This window comes from Xanthomonas indica, assembly GCF_040529045.1.
Classification (GTDB): Bacteria; Pseudomonadota; Gammaproteobacteria; order Xanthomonadales; family Xanthomonadaceae; genus Xanthomonas_A; species Xanthomonas_A indica.
The window spans coordinates 1,830,450-1,845,478 of sequence record NZ_CP131914.1 but is presented as its reverse complement, the minus strand read 5'-3'; the positions used below and the strand labels follow the sequence as shown (position 1 = coordinate 1,845,478).

The window sequence follows — 15,029 nt, the reverse complement described above, 5'->3', positions numbered from 1 at the left end:
CGGCGTGGAAAGGCGCGCCATTCTAGGGCGGATCATCGCTCCCCGAGCACGTTGCGCGCGCCTGCAGCGACAAGCATGAGGAAGTGGACGTCGCGATGGCACGGCCACGCGCGCGTAACTCCGGCCCCTCGGGTTTGGCCTGGCAGCCGCTCCAGACCAAACGCCGCATTCTCGGGAAGCGACGAGACGCCCCGGCTCAGTGCGGGCGCAGCACGATCGGTTGTTCCCACCAATCCTCGACGCTGCCGTCGCGGCCGTGCAGGCGCAGGCCCAGCCAGTGCGTGCCCGGCGCCAGGCCGCCGGCATCGACGGTGGCACGGAAGCCGATGTTCGGATGGCCCGGATCGGTGGAGATCTTCCAGAACTTGGTGACGTCGTAGAAGTCGCCGTAATGCGCCTGCGCCGCGACCTTGCCGTCGAGCAGCACCTCGACGCGGTCGATCCCGACCCCGTCCTTGAACGCCCAGCCGGAGACGTCGAAGCGGCGACCGACGCTGGCGTCCATGTCCGGGGTGTTGAACCAGGCCATCGCCGGCGTGGTGCACGGGCCGGTCGTGCGCTGCGCCGGTAGCGCGAACAGCAGGAAGCGCTGGCTGCCGTGGTCGCTGGACACCACCCGCGGCGGCGGCAGCGGGCCGACCAGGTCGCAGACCGCGTGGTAGCGCTGCAGCAGCAGCCGGTACTTCATGTCGCTGGGCGAGAGCACCAGCAGCCGCGGACCGTCGCGGCGTCCGTCGCTGAGCAGACCCCACTGCTGCAGCTGCGCGCTACGCCCGTGCTTGTCGTTCAACGGATGCGGCAGCACCTGGATGTTCGGGTCGCGCAGTTCGAAGCCGAGTTCGGCGCCGACCTTGAAGTTGTCCGCCAGCACCTGGGTACCGCGTGGCATGGTCGCCAGTTCGCGACGCACCGCGGTGGCCAACGGCCGCCAGCCGGCGAAGTTGCGCGGGTAGTACTTGTCGCCGGCGGTGTGCTCGCGCACCGCCGGCACCGACACCGCCAGGTAGTAGCCGAACGCGCCGACCAGGCCGAGCCCGGCCAGCAGCCAGGTGGCGCGGCGCAGCGGCTTGCTCCAGCCGTTGAGGATCACCGGCGTGGCGATCAGCAGCGCCAGATAGCCCGGCAGCGGCCAGTGGAAACTGACCCGCTCGGCGTCGGTGAAGAACCCGAGCAGGAAGATGCCCAGCGTGGACACGCCGCCGAGCAGGCCGAAGTAACGCCACTGCACGCGCGTGCCGCTGCTGCCGCCGCGCGTGGCCATCAGCGCCACCTTGGTCATCGCCACCGCCAGCAGCGGCGTGACCAGCAGCAACTGGATCAGCAGGAAGGCGATGCCGGCGGGCTGGAAGCTCCAGGGATGGCGGTCGACCAACTGGAACTTGAGACCGGCCTCGCCGTTGTCCGCGTTCCAGGCCAGCAGCGGCAACCAGGCCACCATGCCAAGCGCCAGCGCCACCCACACCTGCGGATCGCGCAGCATGCGCCGGCCCTGCGGGATCAGCAGCAGGGCGATCGCGCCGACGCCGATCACGCCGACGAAGCGGTAATGGCTCAGTGCGCCGATGACCAGGCCCAGCGCCAGCTCCACCGCGCTCAGCGCCTCGGTCTGGCGCAGCAGCCGCGCCGTGGCGTCGATGCACAGGATCGTCGCCAGCGCCATCGGCACGTCCGGCAGCGCCAGGATGCCCAGGGTGCCGGACAGCGGCATCAGCAACACCAGGCTGCCGGCGCGCCAGCCCGCCACCGCGCCGAACCAGCGCGTGGCGATGCGTGCGATCAGCCAGGGCAGGGCCGCGCCCAGCAGCAGGAACGGCGCGCGAAGCGCCAGCAGATGGTCGCCGCCGAGCGCCACGCCCAGCCGCGCCAGCCATGCGGTCAGCCCGGGCAGATCCGAGTAGGCCAGCGCCAGGTGCTGGCCTTCCTGCCAATAGAATGCCTCGTCGACGAACAACGGCAGGCGCGCGGCGACCAGCAGTTTGGCGGCGGTGACGAGCGTCCACAGCACGATGAAGACACTGCGTGCACGTTGTTCCCCTTGCATTGCCCGTACACTCCCTGAAACCGTTGCGAGACTGCGATGCCTACTCCGCTCCGCTTGCCGGAAATGCTAACCGATACGTTGCGCGAGGCGCTCACGCGCGCCCAGCAGCAGGTCAACGCGCTGGTCCTGGGCAAGCCGCAACAGGTGCGCATGGCCTTTGTCGCCCTGCTGTCCGGCGGACATCTGCTGATCGAGGACCTGCCCGGCCTGGGCAAGACCACGCTGGCGCATGCGCTGGCGGCGAGCCTGGGGCTGGGGTTCCAACGCGTGCAGTTCACCTCCGACCTGCTGCCGGCCGACGTGCTCGGCGTGTCGGTGTACGACGCGCAGTCGCGCCAGTTCCAGTTCCATCCGGGCCCGGTGTTCACCCACGTGCTGCTCGCCGACGAGATCAATCGCGCGCCGCCGCGCACGCAGAGCGCGCTGCTGGAAGCGATGGCCGAGCAGCAGGTCACCCTCGACGGCACCACCCATCCGCTGCCGTCGCCGTTCTTCGTCATCGCCACGCAGAACCCGGTGGACCTGTCGGGCACCTTCCCCCTGCCCGACTCGCAACTGGACCGCTTCCTGCTCCGCCTGGCGCTGGGCTATCCCAACGCCGAGGCCGAACGCGCGCTGCTCAGCGGCAGCGACCGCCGCGACCTGATCGCGCAGGCGCAGCCGCTGCTCGGCGAGGCCGACATGGCCACCCTGCGGCAGAGCGTGGAACAGATCCACGCCAGCGAGGCGCTGGTCGGTTACGTGCAGGCGCTGCTGGCGCGCAGCCGGCAGCATCCCGGCGTGCGCGTGGGGCTGTCGCCGCGTGCCGGCATCGCCCTGCTACGCGCGGCCAAGGCGCATGCGCTGCTGCTCGGGCGCGGGCACGTGCTGCCCGACGACGTGCAGGCGCTGTTCGTGGCCGTCGCCGAACACCGCCTGGTGGCCGAGCAGGAATCGGCCTCCGGCCAGGCACTGGCCAAGGCGATCCTGCACAGCGTCGCGGTGGACTGACGCCGATGCCGGGCGGGCGGCGCGACTGGCGGCAGCGACTGGCGCAGTTGGCCGCGCCGCGCGCGCCGGAAGCCCTGCCGGTGCATCTGGACCGGCGCCGCATCTACATCCTGCCGACGCCCTTCGGCGGCTTCCTGGCACTGCTGCTGGCGGCGATGCTGCTCGGCGCGCTGAACTACAACAACAACCCGGCGCTGCTGCTGGCGATGCTGCTCGGCGCGGCCGCGATGGCCAGCGCCATCGTCGCCCACCTGCAGTTGTCCGGACTGCGGCTGGAGGCGCTGTCGGCCGAACCGGTCGCCGCCGGGCAACCGCTGCGCCTGCGGCTGGCGCTGGCCACCGCCGACGGCCGCCGCCGACGCGGCCTGCGCGTGCGCCACGGGGATGCGCACACCTACCTGGACCTACACCGCGACGACCGCAACGAAGCCGACCTGGAAGTGCCTACCGAGCGCCGCGGCTGGCTCGACCTGCAGCGCGTGCAGGTCTCCACCACCCAGCCGCTGGGCCTGCTGCGCGCCTGGGCCTGGTTCTGGCCGGACACTGCGCTGCTGGTCTATCCGCAACCGGAAGCCGATGGCCCGCCGCTGCCGGCCGGCGCCGGCACGCCGACCCAGACCCGCCTGCACGCGCTCGGCGAGGAACTGCACCAGTTGCGTCCCTACCGCGCCGGCGATGCGCCACGGGCGATCGCCTGGAAGCACTCGGCACGCCGCGACACCCTGCTGGTGCGCGAGTACGAACGCCCGATCGGCGTGGACGTGGTGCTGGACTGGCGCACGCTGCCGGCCTTGCCGCACGAACGCCGCATCGCACGACTGGCGCGCTGGGTCGAGGAAGCCGAACGCGACGGCCGTCGCTACCGTTTGCTGCTGCCCGGCCAGCCGGCGCTGGGCCCGGGGCGCGGCCCGCAGCACCGGCACCTGTGCCTGCGCGCGCTGGCGCTGCTGCCGCATGGCTGAGCCGCGCTCGCCCGCGCTGCATGCCGCCAGCCGCGCCTGGGCGCTGGGCGCGGCGCTGCTGGCCTTGCTGCCGCTGCTGCTGCAGTTGCCCGCGACGCTGGCCTGGCTGATCGCGTTGTCGGCGCTGCTGATCGGCGCCAGTTCGGCGTGGCGGCCGATGCCGGCGCTGCTACGCCTGGCCCTGGTCGCGCTGATGCTCGCGGCGCTGTACTGGCAGGTCGGCCTGCGCTTCGGCCGCGACACCGGCTGCGCGCTGCTGGCGGCGATGCTGGCGATCAAACCCTCGGAACTGAAGAGCCTGCGCGATGCGCGCAGCCTGCTCGGCTTCGCCCTGTTCGCGCCGTTCGCCGCCTTCCTGCTCGACCAGGGGCCGGTGACGATGGCGCTGGGGCTGGCGGCGGTGATCGCGGCGCTGCTGAGCATGCAGCGCCTGGCCGACCAGGAAGGTCACAGCACACGCCGGCCGCTGCGCGGGCAACTGCGCGGCGTCGGCCGCCTGCTGGCGCTGGGCCTGCCGCTGGCGCTGGCCGCGTTCTGGCTGTTCCCGCGGCTGGGCTCGCCGCTGTGGGGCGTGCCGGAACGCGCCATGGGCCGCCCCGGCCTGTCCGACACGATGAGTCCGGGGCAATGGCTGGACCTGATGGCCGACGACACCCCGGCGCTGCGCGTGCAGTTCTTCGGCCCGGTGCCGGCCCCGGCGCAGCGCTACTGGCGGGGCCCGGTGCTGTGGGATTTCGACGGCCGCACCTGGCGTGCGCGCCGCGATAACGTCTTCGCGCCGGCACCCCCGATCCAACTCGCGCCAGGCGGCTGGGACTACCAGCTCGAAGTGGAACCGACCGACCGCCGGCAACTGGTCGCGCTGGACCTGCCGCTACAGGCGCCGGCCGGCACCCGGCTCAGCGCCGACGCGGTGCTGCAGACCGAGCGCCCGCTCAGCGCACTGACCCGCTGGCGGCTGCGCTCGGCGCCGCCGCAGCGGGTCGAGGCCGATCTGGACGCAGCGCAGCGCCAGCGCGCGCTGGCGCTGCCGCCCGGCTACAACCCGCGCACCCTGGCGCTGGCCCGGCAATGGCGGCAGCAGGCCGGCGCCGACGACGCGGCGATCGTCGCCCGCGCCCTGCAATGGATCCGCCGCGACTTCGCCTACACCCTGCAGACGCCGCTGCCCGGCCGCAACGGCGTGGACGAGTTCCTGTTCCAGCAGAAGGCCGGGTTCTGCGAACACTTCAGTTCGGCGTTCGTGGTGCTGATGCGTGGCGCCGGCATTCCCGCGCGGGTGGTCACCGGCTATGCCGGCGGCACCCGCAACCCGTTCGGCGGCTACTGGGTGGTGCGGCGCATGGACGCGCACGCCTGGGCCGAGGTGTGGCTGCCGCAACGCGGCTGGGTGCGGGTGGATCCGACCGCGGCGGTGGCGCCGGAACGCATCTACGACACCCTCGAGGACCGCCTCGGCAACGGCGCCGGCGCGCAGGGCGGCGACGCCGACTGGCGCTGGCGCGACCTCGCCGACTGGGCGCGGCGCGGCTGGAACGACCTGGTGCTGTCCTTCGACGCCAACCGCCAGCAGCGCCTGCTCAGCCAGTTCGGCATCGCCCGGCTGGATCCCGGCCAATTGGTGGCGCTGTTCGCCGGGTTCGCCGCGCTGCTGCTCGGCGCGATGGCGTGGTGGCTGGCGCGTGGCGAGCGCGAGCGCGATCCCTTGCTGCGTGCCTGGCGCGGCCTGGGCCGGCGCTACGCCAAGCGCGGCCAGGGCCGCGAACCGCACGAACCGGCGCTGGCATGGGCGGCGCGCGTGCAGCGGGAAACCGGCGATGCGAGCCTGATTCCGCTCAGCCGGCGTTTCGCCGATGCGCGCTACGATGGCGCTGATTCGGACAGCGCTTCATTGTTGCGCGACCTGCGCAGGCACCGTCCGCCCACTGGAGCATCCCGATGAAGATTCGCCTGCTGTTCCCCGTGATCGCTGCGTTGGCGCTCGGCGCCTGCGCCACCGCCCCCAAGCCGCTGCAGGGCCAGTTCGCGCCCGTCAGCCCGCGCGACTCGGTCGCCGGCCAGCAGGCCGGCGCGCCGGTGCGCTGGGGCGGCAAGATCATCAAGACCACCCCCGGCCAGGGCCAGACCTGCTTCCAGATGCTGTCGCGTCCGCTCAATGCCAGCGGCCGCCCGGACAGCGATGCGGCCGACGCCAGCGATGGCCGCTTCATCGCCTGCCGCGCCGGCTTTTACGACCCTGCGGTGTTCGAACCCGGCCGCGAGGTGACCTTCATCGGCCACGTGTCCGGCTACGACAACACCCGCATCGGCGAGTACGACTACCGCCTGCCGAAGATGGATGCGGACGTGGTCTACCTGTGGCCGGTGGTGCGCCAGGTCGAAGTGGTGCCCGCCTACCCGTACGGCCCCTGGGGCGGCCCGTGGGGTCCGTGGGGTCCGCGCTGGGGCTGGTGGTAAGCCCACCGCGTTCGCCGCAACGAAAAACGCCGCTGATCCAGCGGCGTTTTTTTATGCGTGCCGCTTGGCGCCGGCCGCGCGACTCAGGGCGTGCCGAAGCGTCCCAGCGGCGCGCCGGCGAGCAGATGCAGGTGCAGATGGAACACCGTCTGCCCGGCGTGCTCGCGGCAGTTGATCACCACCCGGTAGCCGTCCTGGGCCAGGCCCTGCTCGCGCGCATAGCTGGCCGCGGCCAGCACCAGCCGGCCGACCAGGGTCGCCTGCTCCGGCGCCAGATCGTCCAGGGTCGGAATCTCCACCTGCTTGGGAATGAAGAGCACATGCACCGGCGCCTGCGGCGCGATGTCCTTGAAGCCGAGCACGGCGTCGTCCTCGTAGACGATGCTGGCCGGAATTTCGCGACGGATGATCTTGCCGAAGATGGTGTCCATGGAGCGCGCCCGGAACGAAAGAAGGGGCCGCCGTTATAGCCCAATTCGGCCTCGCGCCGCAGCCGCGAGCGGCGTCACTCGCCGGCGCCGGCGCGCGGCACTTCGCTGCGGCTGCCGAAGGCATGCGAGAGCGTGCCGCGATCCACGTACTCCAGTTCACCGCCCAGCGGCAGGCCCTGCGCCAGCCGGCTCGGCCGCACGCCGTGCTGGCGCGCCAGTTGCGCCAGGTAATGCGCGGTGGCCTCGCCTTCGACCGTGGAATTGGTGGCGATGATCAGCTCCGCCACCTCGCCCTGCGCCAGCCGCGCGCCGAGCCGGTCCAGGCCCAGTTCGCGCGGGCCGATGCCGTCCAGCGGCGACAGCCGGCCCTGCAGGATGAAATACAGGCCGCGGTAGCCGGTGGCGTGCTCGATCGCCAGCCGGTCGGCCGGCGATTCCACCGCGCACAGCTGCTGGCGGTCGCGCGCGGGACTGGCGCAGATCGCGCAGATGTCGGTCTCGCTGAAATCGCGGCACTGCGCGCAATGGCCGATGCGCTCGATCGCCTCGTGCAACCGCTCGGCCAGCCGCTGCCCACCCTCGCGCTCGCGCTCGAGCACGTGGTAGGCCATGCGCTGCGCGGTCTTCTGGCCGACGCCAGGCAACACGCGGAACGCATCGATCAGTTGTTCGAGCAGCGGCGAGCTCATTGTGGTTGGGGATTCGGGACTCGGGAGTGGGGATTTGTAGGGGGAACATCGCTGTCACGCGATGTTCTTGTAGGAGCGGCTTCAGCCGCGACGGGCGTTACCGGTAATGCCCGTCGCGGCTGAAGCCGCTCCTACGCAGGGAATTCACCGAGGCAGGAGAGGCAGCGCACTGGCGAAAACCGCGAATCCCCACTCCCGAATCCCGAATCCCGGCCCTTCAGAACGGCAGCTTCATGCCCGGCGGGATCGGCATGCCGGCGGTGGCCGCGCCCATGCGCGCCTTGGATTCGGCGTCGATCTTGTTGGAGGCGTCGTTGAAGGCAGCGGCGATCAGGTCCTCGGCCATTTCCTGGTCGGCCAGGATGCTCGGATCGATCCGCACCTTGCGGCACTCCTTGGCGCCGGTCAGGGTCACGTTGACCATGCCGCCGCCGGCGCTGCCGGTGACTTCCAGCTTGGCCAGTTCTTCCTGGGCGCGCTGCAGGTTTTCCTGCATCTTCTGCGCCTGTTGCATCAGTTGGGCGATATTGCCGCGCATCGTGGTTCACTCATCGTAGGGACGGATGGAATCGGGAACGACCCGCGCGCCTTGCTGCTGGATCAGCGCCTGCACCGCCGGGTCGTTCATGAACGCGGTCTCGGCCGCGTTCTGGCGCTCACCGCGTTGCCGGTGCGAGCGCTCATGAAGGGTTTCGGCATCGACCGCGATGCCGCTTTCGATGACGATCTTCGGGCGCTGGCCCAGCGCATCGGCCAGGGCCGCGGCCAGTTCGCCGAGCGAGCGCTCGGACTGCAGGTATTCGAAGCCCGGCGACAGCGACAGCCGCAGCACGCCTTCGGCATGGCTGACGAAGGCGGCATTGGCGGCGAGCTGCCGCGACGGGCCGCTCAGCCCGCAATCGGCGACCAGTTCGAGCCAGTCCTCGGCGCTGTGCAGCGCGCGCGGCGTGTCGGACACGGCGGCATGGGTGCGCGGCGGCGGTGCCAGAGGCGGCACCATCGCCATCTCCGGTTCGGCGGCGGCGGCCGGGACCACCGCTGGCGCCGGCGTCGCGACGGGCGCGGACGGCGCCGGGCGTGCTGCCGGCGGATCCCAGGGCGGATCCAGCGGGGCCGCTGCGACGGTGGGCGCAGCCGTCACAGGCGCAGCGGGAACCGGCGCCGGCGCGGCAACGGCAGGCGCCGCCGGGGCAGCGGCAGCCACCGCCGCCGGTGCCGCAGCAGGCGCACTGGCCGCAGCGGCCGGCGCAGTGCCGTGTCCTTGCGCAGCCGCGCCGGTCGTGGTGCCGGCCGGCAGCGCCGCGGCGCCCATCGGACGGAACGCCAGCATGCGCAGCAGCGCCATCTCGAAGCCGGCGCGCGGACTCGGCGCCAGGTACAGGTCGCGGCGCCCGTTCAGCGCCATCTGGTACCACAGCTGCACGATCTCCGGACGCAGGCGCTCGGCCAGCGGTGCCGGGTCCAGGCCGTCCAGCGCTGGCGTGGCCGCGCCCGGCACCAGTTGCCGCACCTGGATGCGGTGCAGGGCCTCGGCCAGCGCCTCCAGCACCCCGCCCCAATCGGGCGAGAACTCGGCCAGGCCGGCGACCACCTGCAGCAGCCGCTGTCCGTCGGCATCGGCCAGCGCATCGAGCATTGCCCCGACCTGGGTGCGGTCGACCGTGCCCAGCATAGTCCGCACCACGTCGTCGCGCAGCGCGCCGCCGGCGTAGGCGATGGCCTGGTCGAGCAGCGACAGGCCGTCGCGCAGGCTGCCGTCGGCGGCCTTGGCCAACTGCACGATCGCCGAGGCATCCACCTCGATCTGCTCGGCGGCCAGGATCTTGGTCATCTGCCCCTGGATCTGCTCCTCGTCCAGACGCTTGAGGTTGAACTGCAGGCAGCGCGACAGCACCGTCACCGGCAACTTCTGCGGGTCGGTGGTGGCGAGCAGGAACTTCACGTGCTCCGGCGGCTCTTCCAGCGTCTTCAGCAGCGCGTTGAACGCCGCCTTGGAGAGCATGTGCACTTCGTCGATCAGGTAGACCTTGAACTTGCCGCGCGAGGGCATGTACTGCGCGTTCTCGATCACCTCGCGCACATCGTCCACGCCGGTGTTGGACGCGGCGTCGATCTCCAGCAGGTCGATGTAGCGGCCGGCATCGATGTCCAGGCAGGCCGCGCACTGGCCGCACGGATCGGCGCTGGTGCCCTGCTCGCAGTTCAGCGACTTGGCGAAGATGCGCGCGATGGTGGTCTTGCCGACGCCGCGGGTACCGGTGAACAGGAACGCGTGGTGCACCCGGCCGCTATCCAGCGCGTTGGTGAGCGCGCGGACCACATGCTCCTGCCCCACCAACTCGGCGAAACGCTTGGGGCGCCACTTGCGGGCGAGAACGAGATAGGACATCAGGCGACCGTCTTCATCTGAACCGCCATTGTGCCACGCCGGGCCACCGCGATCGTTCAGCCGCCCGGTCAGCCGCCGTCACGCCTGCGCCGCCTTCGGCGCAGGGCTGCCTGCGACGATGAACAGGGCGAAGATGAGCGCAGTTCACGACACGGCTTGGGTTCGCCTTGTGAATGGCGGCCATGACGGCTAGAATTCCCGCCCTTGCCCGGACCGCATGGCCCGCGCAAGACCCGGAGAGGTGTCCGAGTGGTTGAAGGAGCACGCCTGGAAAGTGTGTAAGCGTCTAAACCGCGCTTCGGGGGTTCGAATCCCCCTCTCTCCGCCAGATTGAAAGTGTTGAGATGGCCCAGTCGCGTGAGTTTCGCCGGCGCCTGGGAGGGGGTGAGAACCCCCGGGTTCGACAGGTGGCGTAGCCACCTGCACGGCGAAGCCGCCCGAAGGGCGAGGCATCGAAGATGCCGAGTGAATCCCCCTCTCTCCGCCAGATTCGAATTGCGCTTCCCTCGCAGAGTCGCTTCGCCGCTGGCGCAAGAACTCAAAGGGAAAGACCGCGCCACTGGCGCGGTTTCGTCTCTATGGTGGCCCCGTCGGCCCCTCGCGACGCTAGGTCGAAAACCCCGCCAGGGCCGGAAGGCAGCAACGGTATCGATCGACGCGGGCGCCGAGGTCAGCCGGCGGGGTTACCACCCTCTACGACGACGAACGATCAGCCTAGATCGCGGGCAACGGCTGCGCCTGCAGAAAGCAACAGCCATTCCGGCCTGTCATTCGTTCCGGTCGTGGCGACGGCACAGAGAGCCTTACGGCGGCGGAATATGCCTGGCGCGGTCAGCCGGCGGGGTTACCACCCTCCTCCACGAAGACACGATCAACACCTGATCGCGCGCGCCGCTAATCCGGTTGCGCCGCCTGCGTCTCCGGATGCAGCCATCCCGCATCGCCATCGCGATAGCGTTCGCGCTTCCAGATCGGCACGCGCGCCTTGACCTCGTCGATGACGTACCGGCAGGCATCGAACGCGGCGCCACGGTGCGCAGCGACCACGCCGACCCATACCGCCAGGTCGCCGATCGCCAGTTCGCCGATGCGGTGCACGCAGCGCAGGTCGAGGATGGCGAAGCCGGCCAGCGCCTCGTCGACGATGCGTTGGCCTTCGGCCTCGGCCAGCGCGGCGTAGGCCTCGTAGTGCAGGCCATCCACCGCGCGGCCGTCGTTGTGGTCGCGCACCCAGCCTTCGAAGCTGGCATAGGCACCGGCCTGGGCGTGTGCCAGCGGCGCGCGCAGCGTGGCGATGTCGAGCGGGTGGTCGTCCAGCCGGAAACGCGGTTCGGTGGACATGGCTCAGCCTCCCGAGACCGGCGGGATGAACACCACTTCGCTGCCGTCGCGCACCGCCTCGTCCCAGCCGGTGAAGGCGCCGTCGACCGCCACCCGCAACCGCTCCGCCGGCCAGCGCAGGCCATGGCGGGCATCGAGTTCGGCATACAGCGCGCGCAGGTCGGGCGCATCGGTGCGCACCTGCTCGCGCTCCAGGCCTGCAGCCTCGCGCAGGCTGGCGAAGTACAGCACGGTCACCGAGGCGCTCATGCCACGCTCCCGACATCGCGCTTGCCGCCGCGCTTGCCGACCAGCCGCACCGGGCCGATGGTCATCGCGTGGGTCAAGGCCTTGCACATGTCGTAGACGGTCAGCGCGGCGACGCTGGCGCCGGTCAGCGCCTCCATCTCCACGCCGGTGCGGTGCACGGTGCGCACCGTGCATTCAATGCCCAGCACCTGCGGCGAGCGCCAGTCGATGGCGAAGCGGCAGCCGTCGATCGGCAGCGGATGGCAGAACGGAATCAGTTCGTGGGTGCGCTTGACCGCCATGGTGCCGGCGATCACCGCGGTGTCGACGATGCCGCCCTTGGCGCTGCGCAGCGCGTCGGCGCGCAACTGCGCGGCCACGGCCGCGGGAAAGCGCACCTGCGCCTGCGCCACCGCCACGCGCGCGGTGGCGGTCTTGGCAGAGACGTCGACCATGGTCGGCAGCCCCTGCGGGTCCAGGTGGGTCAGCGCCGGCGCGGCGGCGCGCGCGGACGTGGCGGAGGTTTTCTTGGTCATGGACTGCGCTGCCGCTCCCACGGCGCGATCTTCAGGCACTGCCGGGAATCGGCGTGCCCTGGTGGAACAGCATGCGCCATCGGTCGTCACGGCGCTGCCACAGCGAACTGCGCAGCGCCTGCCGCGGCGGCTCGCCGCCGCCGCTGCGCTCGCTGCGATAGCGCACTTGCGCAAGATCCGGCGCCAGCGACTGCACCTGGATGTCGAAGGCGCGGTAGCGGAAGTCGCCCGACTCCACCGCCAACGCCTGCAGCACCGCCGACCTGTCGAAGCAGCGCCCGGAGGCGCCGAACTCGACGAAGGCGTCGTCGAGCAGTTCGGCCACGCGCGTCGCCGAGGCACGCACCGCCGGCTCCAGCAAGTCCAGCTCCAGCGCGACCAGCGCGTCTTGCACGGCGGCGTCCATCGCTCAACCGCCGATCAGGAACATTTCGACGTGCTTGCCGCGCGTGGCCGACGCCGCGCCCCGCAGTTCGCTGTAGCGATCGTCGCGACGCTCCCACAGCGCACGCACGCGCTCGGCCAGCATCTCTTCGCCGCCGGCCAGCGCCGGCCGCAGGTCGGTGCCCTCGCCCGCGAACAGGCAGGTGTACAGATGGCCATCGGCCGAGACGCGGGCGCGGTGGCAATCGCCGCAGAACGGCGTGCTGACCGAGGTCACGAAGCCGATCTCGCCGCCGCCGTCGGCAAACGCGTAGCGCGCGGCGACCTCGCCGGGGTAATGCGGCGCCAGCGCCTGCAGCGGCCAGCGCGCGGCGATGCGATCGCGCAGTTCGGCGGCCGGCACCACCCGCTCGCGGCGCCAGGCATTGCAGGTGCCCACGTCCATGTATTCGATGAAGCGCAGCACATGGCCGCTGCCGCGGAAATGCGCCAGCAACGGCAGCACTTGGTCGTCGTTGATGCCGCGCTGGACCACGCAGTTGAGCTTGACCGGCCCCAGCCCGGCCGCCACCGCCGCGTCGATGCCCTCCAGCACCTGCGCGATCTCGCCACGGCCGCCGGACAGCTGCCGGAACACCGCCGGCTCGATCGCATCCAGGCTGACCGTGACCCGGCGCAGGCCGGCCTCGCGCAAGGCCTGCGCGTGCCGCGCCAGCAGCGCGCCGTTGGTGGTCATGGCCAGATCGTCCACGCCGGGAATGCACGCCAGCCGCCGCACCAGCTCGGGCAGATCGCGGCGCAGCAGCGGCTCGCCGCCGGTCAGGCGCAGCTTGTTGACGCCGTTGCGCACGAAGGCACGGGCCAGGGTCTCCAGTTGCGCGAACGACAGCCGCGATGCCGCGTCGAAGCCGTAGTCGTCCGGCACCTTGTCGGCCGGCATGCAGTAGCCGCAGCGGAAGTTGCAGGCCTCGATCACCGACAGGCGCAGGTCGCGCAACGGCCGCCCGCGCCGGTCCGCCGGCGTCGCCGACGCGAGCGGCAGGCGCGGCAGCGCGTTCATCCCGCCGGCACCTGCGGCGCGCGCGGCGCAGCCAGCGTCACGCACTGGCCCGGGCGCGCCACGCGGTGGCCGCGCGCGCGCAGGGCCTCGGCATCTTCGTCGCTGGCGTAGTGGTAGAGCATGGTCCGTTGCAGCAGCTCGGCGGGGTATTCCCGCTCCAGGTCGTCGACCCCAGTATGCGACGGGTTGCCGTGAAGACCGCAGTCGTGCGCCACCAGTTCGCCGTCGTCGGCATACCGGTTCAGCATTTCCGGGATCGGCCGGGTATCCCCGCTCCACACCAGCGCGCCCTGCAGGCGCAGGCCGTAGGCGGTCTCCGGCCAGTGGTGGCGCACCGGGAACACCTCCAGGCGCACGCCCTCGTGCCAGAACGCATCGCCCACCGCGATCAGTTGGAACGCGTCCCAGAAGTTGGCGCCACCCTCGGCCAGCACGTTCGGATAGTCGGCCACCCGCCGGTGCAGCAGCGGCACCACCGTGGCCGGCACGTACAGCCGCACCTTGCCGCGACGCGCAGAGAAATAGCTGTCCACGAACAGCCGTTCGAAGCCGGCGACGTGATCCAGATGCACGTGAGTGACGAACAGTGACTGCGGCATCGCCCCGTAGTGCGCCTGGTAGGCGGTCAGTCCCTCGCCGCCGCAGTCGATGGTCAGCCACGGCCGGCCATCGCACTCGATGGTGGCCATCGGCGAACCCAACGTCACCGCCGAGGCATTGCCCACGCCCTGGAAGCGCAGCGCCCAGTCCGTCATCAGCAGCCGCGCTCCCAGGCCAGGTCGTAGGCGCGTCGCAGGCGCGCGTAATCCTTCTCCACCGCATCGACGCTGCGCTCGCCGCGCAGCTTCAGCAGCGAACGACGCAGCCGCTTGAGGTTGCGCTCGCGCCAGCGGGTGGCGGGAATGCGCAGCACGCCGCGATCGAAATCGATCAGCCAGCCACGGCCGTTGCCGTCGAACAGGATGTTCTGCGCATTGAGGTCGGCATGGTCGAGACCGGCGCGATGGAAGCGCGCGATCAGCCGTCCCGCCTCCTCCCACGGCGCGCCGCGGCCGGCCAGATGCGCGCGCTCGGCCAGCGAGCGCACGCCTTCCAGCCGCTCCATCAGGATCGCTGCGCGATAGCGCAATCCCTGGCGCAGGTAGCAGGCCGCCAGCGGGCGCGGCACCGGCAGCTTGCGCGCGATCAACGCACGCATCAGCCGGAACTCGGCGAAGCTGCGGGTGCGGTCGGCGCCGGTCCACAGGTAGCGATCGCGGACCAGCTTGGCGACCAGCCCGCCGCGGCGGTACTGGCGCAGCACGCAACTGCCGAACGGGGCATCGACGAACCAGGCGCCGCCGCGGCCACCGGCATCCACCGGGCGGCAGCGTTCGCCCCAGGCGACGGCAGAGAACAGCGACGGCTCGGCTTGCCGCAGTCGTTCGCGGTCGAACAGAATGGCCCCGTAACCGCGGCCCTCGCGGTACGGCGTCAGCGCTTCGGTGGCGTCGAATGCAACCATCCAGCGAGTCTAACAAC

The 15,029-nt window shown here is 71.3% G+C and carries 16 protein-coding genes, 1 tRNA gene and 1 other RNA gene; 6 read left to right on the top strand and 12 right to left on the bottom strand.

Annotation, left to right across the window (positions count from 1 at the left end; translation table 11 throughout):
* Window positions 1-196: 196 nt before the first annotated feature.
* Window positions 197-2,041, bottom strand: coding sequence for a glycosyltransferase family 39 protein (locus Q7W82_RS08070; RefSeq protein ID WP_242161378.1), 1,845 nt, complete (start codon window positions 2,039-2,041; stop codon window positions 197-199).
* A gap of 36 nt (window positions 2,042-2,077) precedes the next feature.
* On the opposite strand from Q7W82_RS08070, the gene Q7W82_RS08065 reads away from it, so the two are divergent.
* The 4 genes from Q7W82_RS08065 to Q7W82_RS08050 are packed head-to-tail and all read left to right on the top strand — an operon-like array spanning window position 2,078 to window position 6,450.
* Window positions 2,078-3,031 (top strand): MoxR family ATPase, encoded by a 954-nt coding sequence (locus Q7W82_RS08065; RefSeq protein ID WP_160946385.1) that lies wholly within the window; start codon window positions 2,078-2,080, stop codon window positions 3,029-3,031.
* A gap of 5 nt (window positions 3,032-3,036) precedes the next feature.
* Window positions 3,037-3,993 (top strand): DUF58 domain-containing protein, encoded by a 957-nt coding sequence (locus Q7W82_RS08060; protein WP_242161376.1) that lies wholly within the window; start codon window positions 3,037-3,039, stop codon window positions 3,991-3,993.
* Window positions 3,986-5,935, top strand: a complete 1,950-nt coding sequence (locus Q7W82_RS08055; RefSeq protein ID WP_242161374.1) for a DUF3488 and transglutaminase-like domain-containing protein — start codon at window positions 3,986-3,988, stop codon at window positions 5,933-5,935. Before Q7W82_RS08060 ends, Q7W82_RS08055 begins: the two co-directional genes overlap by 8 nt.
* Window positions 5,932-6,450, top strand: a complete 519-nt coding sequence (locus Q7W82_RS08050; protein WP_017914772.1) for a Slp family lipoprotein — start codon at window positions 5,932-5,934, stop codon at window positions 6,448-6,450. The genes Q7W82_RS08055 and Q7W82_RS08050 overlap by 4 nt, the downstream gene beginning before the upstream one ends.
* A gap of 83 nt (window positions 6,451-6,533) precedes the next feature.
* Here the strand turns inward: Q7W82_RS08050 and Q7W82_RS08045 are convergent, their stop codons facing one another.
* From Q7W82_RS08045 to dnaX, 4 genes are all read right to left on the bottom strand, one after another.
* Window positions 6,534-6,881, bottom strand: coding sequence for a histidine triad nucleotide-binding protein (locus Q7W82_RS08045; RefSeq protein WP_010342491.1), 348 nt, complete (start codon window positions 6,879-6,881; stop codon window positions 6,534-6,536).
* A 74-nt stretch (window positions 6,882-6,955) separates the two neighbouring features.
* Complete coding sequence (gene recR, locus Q7W82_RS08040) at window positions 6,956-7,570, bottom strand: recombination mediator RecR (protein ID WP_242161372.1); 615 nt, start codon at window positions 7,568-7,570, stop codon at window positions 6,956-6,958.
* A gap of 217 nt (window positions 7,571-7,787) precedes the next feature.
* The gene (locus Q7W82_RS08035) at window positions 7,788-8,108 is read right to left on the bottom strand and encodes a YbaB/EbfC family nucleoid-associated protein (protein WP_017909282.1); all 321 of its coding nucleotides are present in this window, start codon (window positions 8,106-8,108) and stop codon (window positions 7,788-7,790) included.
* A gap of 6 nt (window positions 8,109-8,114) precedes the next feature.
* Window positions 8,115-9,959, bottom strand: a complete 1,845-nt coding sequence (gene dnaX, locus Q7W82_RS08030) for a DNA polymerase III subunit gamma/tau (protein ID WP_242161579.1) — start codon at window positions 9,957-9,959, stop codon at window positions 8,115-8,117.
* A 235-nt stretch (window positions 9,960-10,194) separates the two neighbouring features.
* Between dnaX and Q7W82_RS08025 the strand changes: the two genes are divergently transcribed.
* A tRNA-Ser gene (locus tag Q7W82_RS08025) sits at window positions 10,195-10,287 on the top strand.
* 259 nt (window positions 10,288-10,546) lie between these two features.
* An RNA gene (ffs, locus tag Q7W82_RS08020) (signal recognition particle sRNA small type) lies at window positions 10,547-10,643 on the top strand.
* Window positions 10,644-10,853: 210 nt separating this feature from the next.
* Here ffs and Q7W82_RS08015 read toward each other — a convergent pair.
* Genes Q7W82_RS08015 through Q7W82_RS07985 form a run of 7 tightly spaced genes read right to left on the bottom strand, consistent with a single transcriptional unit; the run spans window position 10,854 to window position 15,012 of the window.
* Entirely contained in the window at window positions 10,854-11,300 is a 447-nt protein-coding gene (locus tag Q7W82_RS08015; RefSeq protein ID WP_242161578.1) for a molybdenum cofactor biosynthesis protein MoaE, read from the bottom strand.
* A gap of 3 nt (window positions 11,301-11,303) precedes the next feature.
* Window positions 11,304-11,549, bottom strand: coding sequence for a MoaD/ThiS family protein (locus Q7W82_RS08010; RefSeq protein WP_242161576.1), 246 nt, complete (start codon window positions 11,547-11,549; stop codon window positions 11,304-11,306).
* Entirely contained in the window at window positions 11,546-12,064 is a 519-nt protein-coding gene (gene moaC, locus Q7W82_RS08005; RefSeq protein WP_242082382.1) for a cyclic pyranopterin monophosphate synthase MoaC, read from the bottom strand. Before moaC ends, Q7W82_RS08010 begins: the two co-directional genes overlap by 4 nt.
* 31 nt (window positions 12,065-12,095) lie before the next feature.
* Window positions 12,096-12,470, bottom strand: a complete 375-nt coding sequence (locus Q7W82_RS08000; RefSeq protein ID WP_260115105.1) for a nuclear transport factor 2 family protein — start codon at window positions 12,468-12,470, stop codon at window positions 12,096-12,098.
* A 3-nt stretch (window positions 12,471-12,473) separates the two neighbouring features.
* Entirely contained in the window at window positions 12,474-13,508 is a 1,035-nt protein-coding gene (gene moaA / locus Q7W82_RS07995) for a GTP 3',8-cyclase MoaA (protein ID WP_242161572.1), read from the bottom strand.
* Window positions 13,505-14,263 (bottom strand): MBL fold metallo-hydrolase, encoded by a 759-nt coding sequence (locus Q7W82_RS07990; protein WP_242161570.1) that lies wholly within the window; start codon window positions 14,261-14,263, stop codon window positions 13,505-13,507. Before Q7W82_RS07990 ends, moaA begins: the two co-directional genes overlap by 4 nt.
* Entirely contained in the window at window positions 14,263-15,012 is a 750-nt protein-coding gene (locus tag Q7W82_RS07985) for a 3-deoxy-D-manno-octulosonic acid kinase (protein WP_242161568.1), read from the bottom strand. Before Q7W82_RS07985 ends, Q7W82_RS07990 begins: the two co-directional genes overlap by 1 nt.
* Between the last annotated feature and the right edge of the window lie 17 nt (window positions 15,013-15,029).